This is a genomic window from Nostoc sp. UHCC 0251, assembly GCF_034932245.1.
Taxonomy (GTDB): domain Bacteria; phylum Cyanobacteriota; class Cyanobacteriia; order Cyanobacteriales; family Nostocaceae; genus Nostoc.
In genome coordinates this window covers 38,716-49,056 of record NZ_JAYGHD010000013.1, presented here as the reverse complement: position 1 = coordinate 49,056, position 10,341 = coordinate 38,716, and the positions used below count along the sequence as shown (strand labels likewise).

The following is a 10,341-nucleotide window of genomic DNA, read 5'->3' as shown; positions in this document are numbered from 1 at the left end:
ATTCTCTTGGTAGGTAAAAACCCCACCCCGGAGTGTCTGTCTGAGTTTAATTGCGAATTGCGAATTGCGTTAGCGTAGCGGGGCGTAGCCCATTGCGAATTGGATTTATCTCTTTAAAAAGTTTTTGGAACACAAGTTAGCAGCAAGTAGCAATTCTACTTCTGCACCTTCCATAGGTGGTAAGAAAAAATACCCTTGTGCATAATCACATTGTAATGCCTTCAGTTGTGCTAGTTGCTCTACAGTTTCTATTCCTTCCGCTGTGACAGACATATTTAAATTATGAGCTAATGTCACAATAGCTCGAATAATTTCTAAATTTTCCCCTCGACTACCTATATTGCTGACAAAAGAACGATCAATCTTCAGGGTTTTGATTGGTAGGCGGTGCAGATAACTCAAAGATGAATAACCAGTTCCAAAATCATCCATATGCATCTCGACATTGAGTTCTGTTAACTGAGAAAGTATGGTGTTAGCTAATTCAAAATTATCCATCAACAAGGTTTCGGTAATTTCCAATTTCAAGCTGCATGGCTTTAGTCCAGTCTCCTGCAAAATATGTTTAACTTGTGTAAACACATCAGGCTGGGTGATTTGTTTCCCAGAAAAATTAACACTAATTGTCAGGGGTAGTGAGCTAGGAAATTGTTTATGCCATTTGTACATTTGGCGACAGGCTTCATAAAGCACCCATTGTCCGATACTAACAATCATTCCAGTTTCTTCAGCCAAAGGAATAAAATCTTGAGGTGAAATAAGTCCTTGCTTAGGATGATGCCAACGTATCAGTGCCTCAAATCCAATAAGTTTACCAGTTGTCAGTGAAATAATTGGCTGGTAATGAAGGCGAAATTCTTCTTGCTTGAGCAGCGCATTTCGCAGAGCAGTTTCTAACTCCAAGAGCAAAGATGCACCCTCGTGCATCTTCGGGTCAAAAACCTCATAGCGTGCCTTCCCAAGTGCTTTAGCGCAGTACATAGCCACATCGGCATCGCGTAGAATCTGCGCTGCTTGCTCATAATCTGCTTTACTAAAAGCGATGCCAATACTAGCATTAGTAAACACCCGATGCTCATTTAATTGAAATGGTAAAGCTAGCACTTTTTTAATTCGCTCGGCTACCTGGATGGCGGTGCTGATATCCTCAATTTCCTCAATTAAAATTGTGAACTCGTCCCCGCCAAAACGAGCAACTATGTCTCCGACTCGCAAAACTGATTTTAGTCGATGAGAAATTTCAATTAAAAGTTGATTCCCCATTAGATGTCCAAGGCTGTCATTAACAACCTTAAAACGGTCTAAGTCTAAGAAGAGTACGGCAAATAAATATTTATTTTGCTGTTTACTACGCTCTATTGTCCGCTGCACTCGCTCTATAAATAATCGTTGATTAGGTAATCCGGTTAGCCCGTCATGAAGACTATTGTGCAGTAGTTGCTCTTGTGCTTGTTGACGCTTGATAATGTCTTGTTCAAGTTGTTGATTCACTCTAATAAGTTCAATGGTGCGTTCTAGAACCATCTGCTCAAGATGAAGACGATACTGAACTAATTCTTTTTCTACTAACTTACGCTTAGTGATGTCACGGACAATAACAACATACTCTCGTAGCTGGGAATTAAATGGCTGTGAAATAGTCGATTCAACAATTCGTAGACCTTTATTTATTTTTAACGTTTGCTCGCTCCTAATAGACCATTGCTCTGGTTTACCGCGATAGCATATTAATAGTTGATTCAACTTTTTCCCAAGTAACTGTTGAATATTTGTTTGAAATAACTCTTCAGCAGCAGCATTTGTTTGACAAATTTTACCATTTTCATCTAATACTAAAACAGTATCTGGAACAGTATCGAGAGTAGTAATAAATAGGCTTTTTGCTTGTTTGCGTGCATCATCAATAGCAACAATTTGTGGTAGAGTTGTCCAGCAAGCGATCGCAACCCCTGTAAAAGAGAGTGTTACTAATAGAATAGCTAATAAAGAATTATGAGTATCATTAGAATTTTTGTCTAATAAATCGCGGATAACCCAAGTGCTTGTGGCAGTAATACAAATTAATGTTACTAGGACAATTACCTGTAACACCACAAAATCTTGATTATTTATACTAAACTTAGCGTCGTTATGCTGTGTCCACCATTTCGAGTGTAATCGCGCTAATTTTAAACGACTTATCCCTACATCTCCTAGCATCAAAACAATGGGTAATAATAAACCCACTAAAAAATCTCTCCAATTCCAAGCTAAACCTCCTACTATTAAAACCACCGCTTCTACAAAGAAAAAACCAAGTGACCACCAAGGCCATAGTACCTGTGGTTTACCCCGACACAACCATAATCCTAGATGTAGACCCATAATCGACAGGAGATAACAAGTACCTGCTACTGTGACAAGTTGAGGTACATTTCCCAAATTCAGACAAAGCAGACTAAGTATAAAGGTAATTAAGATAGCGGGTCCAAGAACACCTTGCGGGGAAACTAATGCAAATAGAGGAGAAATCTGACCGTCTAAAGCAAGTTGGTATAATATCCGAGGAGAATTGGAAACTGCCGTAGCAGAACTTAAAAGGCAGGATATAGTAATGATAAGTGTTACTAAAAAAGAGGCAGAATCACCCCAAAAAGGCTTAGAAGCTGCTACCAAATTTAAAAACGCATCGTCACCTATTGCTGGATTTGGAGCCGAACACATTAATACCAAAGAACCACCTAAAAACACCGTAGGAATTAACCAAGCAGCTACGGTCAAGAACCTCAAAGTTTTATATGGGTGGCGGCTATCAGCAACAAAAGAAGAAGTGGTTTCACAAGCATAAATTGAATAGCTAGCTAGAAAAAACCACTTTGCCCATTCTTCAAAGCTCAGGCTATGTGTGCTAGTTGGGATAAATTGAAAACTAGGCGCTGAGAAGGCTAACCATATTACGCCTTGAACACAAAACAAAAGTAATAATAAAATGGCTGGGAATACAAAAAATAAATGCAGGAGTGCTAAAGCACGGGTGCCACTGAAAGCCAAAATAAAAGGAATTGCTGTAAAAAGAACTTTTAAAAAAATTTCTGGACAATAAATACCTAATGTTTCAAAATTGACTTTAATTAAGTTTGTGAGAATAATCGCATACAGTGCTGGTGCTGCTGCCCAGCTAAAAAAGTATCCCAAGGCTAGGTAACGGCCTAAGCCAGGAAAGTTGTGTAGTAGCCTTGTGGTATAGTTTGGTGTTCCCCCGGCGACATCTGGCCAATATCTACCTAGACTTTGTACCTGAAAGTTAAGTAAAAAAGAGATGATTGTGCCAAACAACCAAACTAAGATAGCTTTAGGGCCTAACGCTGCATGAATAATCGGGGCAGTACCAATCCATCCCACATGACCCGTTAAGCCAAAGCCCCAGGTTTCCAGATAACTCAGAGTCCGTGGTAGGCGTATTACTAAGTGCTGAGTTTTCTCTGCCTGTACAGAATTGTTAATAACCATTGTTTCTTAGTGAAATTTACTGCCTTTTTCACTCAATAGCTGAATATCGCTGCACATAGCTTCAGTATAAATGCTGAACTTATCGGAAAACTAACTTACACGATTACACCTTTTTACAAGAAAGGCAGATAGCGCAGCGTAAAGCCTGCGGCATAGCAACTCTTAGAGAGGCTGCGCCCTAAGCCAAGCTATGCCGTAGGCTTTACACTTAGAGCGAGTCCGCGTAGCGTCTCCTAGAGAGCGTGTCGTAAAAAAGGCAGTTCCTCTCCGATAAGCACTACGGTGTACACACAAATCGAATTACCCCCCTTAATCTCCCCGATATATTGGGGGTAAATCAGAAATTTGGTTCCCTCCCCTTTATAAGGGGAGGGTTAGGGTGGGGTAAACCCTTGGAGCTATTTCAGACTTGTGTGTACACCGTAGCCGATAGGCGAGAGGGACGGTTTTGCGTAGTAAAAGCAGGGAGAGCTAGAAAAGGGGTTGGGGGTTATGTCTCTATTGGATTCAATGCAGAAGAGCTATAGCTTTTGCAACAACTCCTGAGTTAACTGAAAAAACGCTTTTGAACCAGCTGATTGGGGAGCATTTAAAACAGCTGGCATAAAACTATCAACAGCTTTAGCAACATTGACATCAACTGGTATTTGTACCTTACAAATTTTTTCTACACCGAAATCTTCAACAACGCGGTGCATCACTTGTTTATAGTATCTGCCAGTGAGAAGATTAGCGCTGGACATGCTGAATACAATTCCCAGCATTTTTATATCTATTTTGGTTTCATGTCCGTGACTGTCTTTTAATTGTGCAATGCGTCTTTCTAGCAGTTGAATACCCACTACAGATAAGGGTTCTGGTTTAGCAGGAAGTATGTAAAAATCACTGGCAGCTAAAGCGCTACGAGTCAATAGATTATATCCAGGTGCACAATCCAAGAGGATAAAATCGTATTCTTGACGTACAGGTTTTAAAATATTATTGATCAAGACTCTTTCAAAGCGATTCCAAATTGTTTCAAAGTCCTGCTCACCTAAAGCAGTTGCTTGCTGATGCAGCATCTCTGAAACAACAAATTCATCATATAAATCGATATCTCCTGGTAATAAATCCAGCCCAGGAAGACTACAAACCTGGGATTGAATGATGTCTTGAATTGTAAGTTTTGCTTGTGGCTCTGGATTGATAACTTCGTCTATCAGATACCTAAATGTCTTACTTTGTTTACGACGCTTGGCAAAATCTAAAGGCGACATCAAACTGAGTGTGGCGCTAATTTGGCTATCTAAATCAAGGACAAGCACTCGTTTGCCATGATTTTTAGCTAAACAGGTAGCTAAGTTGACGGTGAGGGTGGTTTTACCAACGCCACCTTTCATATTTGCAGTAGCAATTACATATCCCATTGGTTGAGTCCTCTGTTGACGCATTCCCATCTAGGTAGCGTACACCTGTATCGATCTATTAAATCTTCCATTAAATTTAATATTTTCGGAAACTCAACGAAGAAGCAAGCGGTAGGGGGCAGGGGAAAATGACCTCTTCCTTGTCTACCTTTTCGTCGAGCGCTAGTCCAAACATTGACCGTAGAAAATGCTCAAACTCCCCAGCAGCAAATACTTCAGAAGTGAAAGTCACCCAATTGTCAGACGCATTGCGGAAACTATGATACACGCCAGCAGGAACCTGTAAAGCTTCTCCTGCAAGCAATACTTTGATAGAGCTTTCGCTTTAGCGATACGCTCAGTACAAGTGACTAATGACTAACTATTTACTCAACCCGCTTAACTTCAAATCCCCGCAATCCTTCCGGTTCTTCATACTCAACCACAACATCTTTAACTACAGCAGCAGGTGGCCCAGAATGACACCAGCGAACCATGTCATCTACAACATCTCGCGCTCCTTCAAAGACTGCTTCTACTCGATTATCGGGGAGATTCCGCACCCAACCGGCTAATCCCAACTGGCTAGCTGTATCGACGGTGGAATAGCGATAACCCACTCCTTGGACTCGGCCAGAAATTAATACATGGGCGCGGATGATCTTTGGCAGTGCTGTGTAATTCTGCATAGACTGGTCTAATCTTTACGATTCCAGTCTACCTAGTTTAGGTATACACAACCTGTTTTTAACTCCAACTGGCGAAATTAATCACGGTCATCGTCATCATCGCCACGATGTTTGTACTGGCGATCGCAATTATCCAATTCTTCATCACGTCGTTTCTACTTGCCATCGGCTATATTTCTGAAAATATCCCCTATTTCCATAATTTTCCTCCTAAATTAGCGAATCTCTTTATTCAGGCTCACTTTAGTACTTTGTCTAATGCTTGTGGTGGATAATTCTTCCAGCAGATGTAGATAAAAATAAAATTATGCCTATCTTTGGGAGTGTAGCAGGGTAGTGATAAAGTGTTTTCTACTACCTACAAATTGTTGTGAATTCAATTAATTAGTAGCCAGTTTTTCCACTTAATAATTTTGAATTGCTTATGTCTAATCTGCCACCACTTAATACAGAAACAATTTGGGCAATTCTTGACGAGAAACTTGATGATGCCACAGTCAACCAATTGCTATGGCATTATTTAGGCTATCGCTATGATACCTCAACTGCACAATGGAACACTAGCCAAGTTGCACCAGAATGGCAGAATGAGTACCCACAACCACCAGATTTCATTGATTCTCGCCCCGCAACAGTCAAGTTGACTCGTTCCATTCCTGCCGAAAACAAACAAATGCTCAAAGAAAAACTAGGTTTCAAAGGTTACAAAATTGGTGAATTTGGACCTCGGCAAACTCGCAGGGCGACGGCGGCTAATTGGTTGTTAAGTTATCTGCAACAAACTAACGGCAAAATTGATTAATATACAGCAGATATTTAGCAAAAAATATCTGCTTGCTATTTAAAAAGTTAATGAAAACTCATTATTCGATTTGCTAAAACTTTGTATTTTGGTAGAGAAAATCTAATTTTAGTAATATCATTAGCAAAAGAAATAACTACATTTAACCCGTAGTTTAGTTAAAAAAATCCTCTAAATAGTCAAAAGATAGTTACTTATTTTAAAATGTTTATTAATTCCTCCTGAAGATAGTGGCAGTGGTTATATAATTCTTTCTCTAGAGCGATTTGCAAATTCAATTGAACATCAGAGAATAATTCTATCAACCCTTAATATTACAAACACTTCTATGGCAAAGCCAATTGAATTTAATTTATTTGCACCTTATAACAAAGGAGCCGCATTAATTGGTTCTTTTTCTGATTGGCAAGAAATTCCAATGGAAAAAGGTGATGATGGTTATTTTCGTACAAGTGTTGAACTAAAAGACGGTGTTTATAAATATAAATTCCGCGTCCAGTCAAATTCATGGTTTTTTGAACCAGAACAATGGGTTGATGTTACTGACCCTTATGCAACTGATATAGATGAACTGAGTGGAAAAGATGATAGTGTTGTTCGGATCAAAGATGGCGAAAGGATTACCGATACATACGTTTGGCAAAATGATGATAAACCTTTACCTGCTGACCACGAATTGGTAATTTATGAATTGCACGTCGGTGATTTTTCTGGTGGCGAGGATGACCCTTATGCAAGAGGCAAGTACAAACACGTCATTGAAAAGCTAGATTATTTGTGCGAATTAGGAATCAATGCTATTGAGTTGATGCCACTTAAAGAATATCCTGGTGATTATAGTTGGGGTTATAATCCCCGCCACTTTTTTGCAACAGAATCAAGTTATGGTTCTACTGCTGAATTGAAACAATTGATTGATGAGTGTCATGGCAAAGGTATTCGTGTAATTATTGACGGTATTTATAACCACTCAGAAGCATCTAGTCCGTTAACACAAATTGACCACGATTATTGGTATCACCACGAACCTCGTGACCCTGATAATAACTGGGGACCTGAATTTAATTACGAACATTATGACGAAAATTTAGAGATTTATCCAGCACGGAAATTTATTGGCGAGACAATTCGTTTTTGGATATCAGAATATCATCTTGATGGTATTCGCTATGATGCAGCGCGGCAAATTGCCAACTACGATTTCATGCACTGGATTGTTCAGGAAGCCAAAAAAACTGCTGGTGCAAAACCTTTTTATAACGTTGCGGAACACATTCCTGAAACTACCAGCATTACCAATGTAGATGGCCCAATGGATGGTTGCTGGCATGACAGTTTCTATCACTGCATTCTAGAACATATTTGTGGTGATACATTTGATTTAGAGCGTCTCAAAGATGTTATTGACTGCAAGCGCCAAGGCTTCTTGGGTGCTACCAATGTAGTAAATTACCTCACTAACCATGACCATAACCATGTCATGGTTGAATTGGGAAACCGTGAGATTTTTGACGAAGAAGCTTTTAGGCGGGTTAAATTAGGAGTAGCCATCCTAATGACTGCTGTAGGCGTACCTTTGATTTGGATGGGAGAGGAATTTGGCGAGTATAAACCTAAACAACCTGAATCATCGAAAATCGATTGGACGCTGTTAAGTAACGATCTAAATCGTAGTTTATTTGAATCATACAAAGGCTTAACCAACCTGCGTAAAAGTAGTCATGCCCTTTACACAGAAAATATTGATTTTATCCACGAAAACGCAGAGGCAAAAGTATTAGCTTATACTCGTTGGAATGATGAAGGTTCTCGTGTAGTCGTAATTGCAAATTTCTCAGAAAACTTTCTAGCTGATTATCATGTTCCTAACTTTCCTAGCGCTGGTACATGGCACGAATGGACAGGCAATTATGATGTCGAAGCTGGTGACGATGGTATTGTAACTGACTTGGGTCCATACGAAGCCAAAGTGTTTGTATGGCAGTAATTATATACACTACGACTACCACTGAGATAATAGTCCAATAGCAAATAAAAAAGGGGAAAATATTTCCCCTTTTTCAGTTATTACTTTATTCATATACAATTTAATTAAAAATTTGTCAAGTCGAAAATAAGCTATTTTTAAAATTCATGGGTTCGTGTTACAATTTTGAGTTGAAGTGCGTATATAAAATTGCCAGAGCATACTCATGCACAACAAATTATTTAATAGTAATATCGATAACGCTAATATCGAGAACGATCGCATTTTATTAACTCCCAATGAAGTCAAATCAAAATTACCTTTAACACAATTAGCCGAACAAAGAGTTTTAGCATATAGACAGGAAATAGAAAAGATCCTGGATTTTGAGGATCGCAGAAAATTTATAGTAGTTGGTCCATGCTCAATCCACGACCCAAAAGCAGCACTAGAATATTCTGAGCGGTTGAAGAGATTGGCCGAGCGAGTCCAGGATAAGCTGCTACTAATTATGCGAGTGTACTTTGAAAAACCAAGAACAACTGTAGGCTGGAAAGGGTTAATTAACGATCCCGATATGGATGATTCTTTCCATGTAGAGAATGGTTTATTAATTGCACGGGATCTATTATTAAAAATTACAGAGTTGGGATTACCTGCTGGTACAGAAGCACTAGATCCAATCATACCTCAATATATTAGTGAACTAATTACGTGGTCTGCCATTGGAGCACGCACAACCGAATCCCAAACTCACCGCGAAATGGCAAGTGGGCTTTCGATGCCTGTGGGTTTTAAAAACGGTACTGATGGCAATATTCAAGTGGCTTTGAATGCCCTACAATCAGCTAGGAATCCGCATAATTTTTTGGGAATTAATCAAAACGGTCAGGTTAGCGTCTTTCAAACTAAAGGTAATGGATACGGTCATGTAATTTTAAGAGGTGGTAGTCAACCCAACTTTGATGCAGTAAATGTCAAACTGGTAGAAGAGAAATTAAAACAGGCAGATTTACCACCGAGGATTGTTATCGACTGTAGCCACGGCAATACCAATAAAGATTACAAATTACAAGGTGCTGTCTTAGAAAATATTATTCAGCAAATAGTGGATGGTAATACATCAATAGTTGGCATGATGCTGGAATCACATTTATATGAAGGTAGTCAACCAATTACTGGTAAAGAAGAATTAAAATATGGGATTTCTGTAACTGATAAATGCATTGGCTGGGAAGAAACCGAAAAAATTATTTTGGCTGCTCACGAAAAACTTAAATAAATACCATTAAGCCTGATAGTTGCTGAGTTTATTCACATTTACTTTCAGCGGTGTTACACACAAATATTGCAGTAAACATTAATTACCCCGATTCTCGTGCGGGGTTTTTCTTTGAATTAGCAATGTCTACGACGAGCTTACGAGATGCTGTGCGAAGCTTACTTCTTAGTGGGGGTACGCTAAAGCCAAGCAAATTTTCTAAGCCTGTAATGCCCTAAACCACTTATTCAAAACTGTGCTGATGGTTTTCTTAATCTGATGATTACGATTCCACTTCTGGAATGCCATTTCATACTCTTCGCCTTTGATTTGAAAAGTATTCCAGACATCCAGCCCTACAGGCAATCCGCAGAAAAGCAAGATGTACAGCGACCAAGAAATTCCGCCACCAGCAATTAAATCAATTAGTATCAAAAAGCCATTGAAAATCGTATAATTCCCAAGTCGCTTCTGAAATCTTCTGATACGGTAGGCGTCAAAAGCTTTTCGCTGTTGGACTTGACCCTGTTGCACTACCCAATCACGTTCTGCTAAATTTAAAGACTCAGGTGAAATTTCTAACTCAGCAGCAATTTCTAATATCTGCTCATAAGAAAATTCTGTGTCTTTGTCATCAGCTTGACGAGCGATCGCTAATTGCAGAATTTGTTGGACATCTTCTTGGCTATAAGAGCGGAGGCTCTTGGGTTCAAATGCCGTCATAATTGTTTCTCTTATCTTACTTTTAA

The 10,341-nt window shown here is 39.2% G+C and carries 7 protein-coding genes; 3 read left to right on the top strand and 4 right to left on the bottom strand.

The window, feature by feature from the left end; translation table 11 throughout:
• Window positions 1-105 precede the first annotated feature (105 nt).
• The 3 genes from VB740_RS03260 to VB740_RS03250 form a co-directional block, all read right to left on the bottom strand.
• Window positions 106-3,489 (bottom strand): EAL domain-containing protein, encoded by a 3,384-nt coding sequence (locus tag VB740_RS03260; protein ID WP_323198643.1) that lies wholly within the window; start codon window positions 3,487-3,489, stop codon window positions 106-108.
• Between the two features lie 521 nt (window positions 3,490-4,010).
• Window positions 4,011-4,895, bottom strand: a complete 885-nt coding sequence (locus tag VB740_RS03255; RefSeq protein WP_323198642.1) for a ParA family protein — start codon at window positions 4,893-4,895, stop codon at window positions 4,011-4,013.
• Window positions 4,896-5,260: 365 nt separating this feature from the next.
• The gene (locus VB740_RS03250; protein ID WP_323198641.1) at window positions 5,261-5,563 is read right to left on the bottom strand and encodes an acylphosphatase; all 303 of its coding nucleotides are present in this window, start codon (window positions 5,561-5,563) and stop codon (window positions 5,261-5,263) included.
• A gap of 424 nt (window positions 5,564-5,987) precedes the next feature.
• Between VB740_RS03250 and VB740_RS03245 the strand changes: the two genes are divergently transcribed.
• The 3 genes from VB740_RS03245 to VB740_RS03235 all read left to right on the top strand — a co-directional run bounded on the left by VB740_RS03245 (window position 5,988) and on the right by VB740_RS03235 (window position 9,613).
• Window positions 5,988-6,365 carry a DUF1823 family protein gene (locus tag VB740_RS03245; protein ID WP_323198640.1) on the top strand — a complete coding sequence of 126 codons (378 nt, stop codon included), beginning with the start codon at window positions 5,988-5,990 and terminating at the stop codon, window positions 6,363-6,365.
• A gap of 328 nt (window positions 6,366-6,693) precedes the next feature.
• The gene (locus VB740_RS03240; protein WP_323198639.1) at window positions 6,694-8,352 is read left to right on the top strand and encodes an alpha-amylase family glycosyl hydrolase; all 1,659 of its coding nucleotides are present in this window, start codon (window positions 6,694-6,696) and stop codon (window positions 8,350-8,352) included.
• A gap of 205 nt (window positions 8,353-8,557) precedes the next feature.
• On the top strand, window positions 8,558-9,613 hold the full coding sequence (locus VB740_RS03235) for a 3-deoxy-7-phosphoheptulonate synthase (RefSeq protein ID WP_323198638.1): 1,056 nt from the start codon (window positions 8,558-8,560) through the stop codon (window positions 9,611-9,613).
• 198 nt (window positions 9,614-9,811) lie between these two features.
• Here the strand turns inward: VB740_RS03235 and VB740_RS03230 are convergent, their stop codons facing one another.
• Complete coding sequence (locus tag VB740_RS03230; RefSeq protein ID WP_323198637.1) at window positions 9,812-10,315, bottom strand: 2TM domain-containing protein; 504 nt, start codon at window positions 10,313-10,315, stop codon at window positions 9,812-9,814.
• Window positions 10,316-10,341 lie beyond the last annotated feature (26 nt).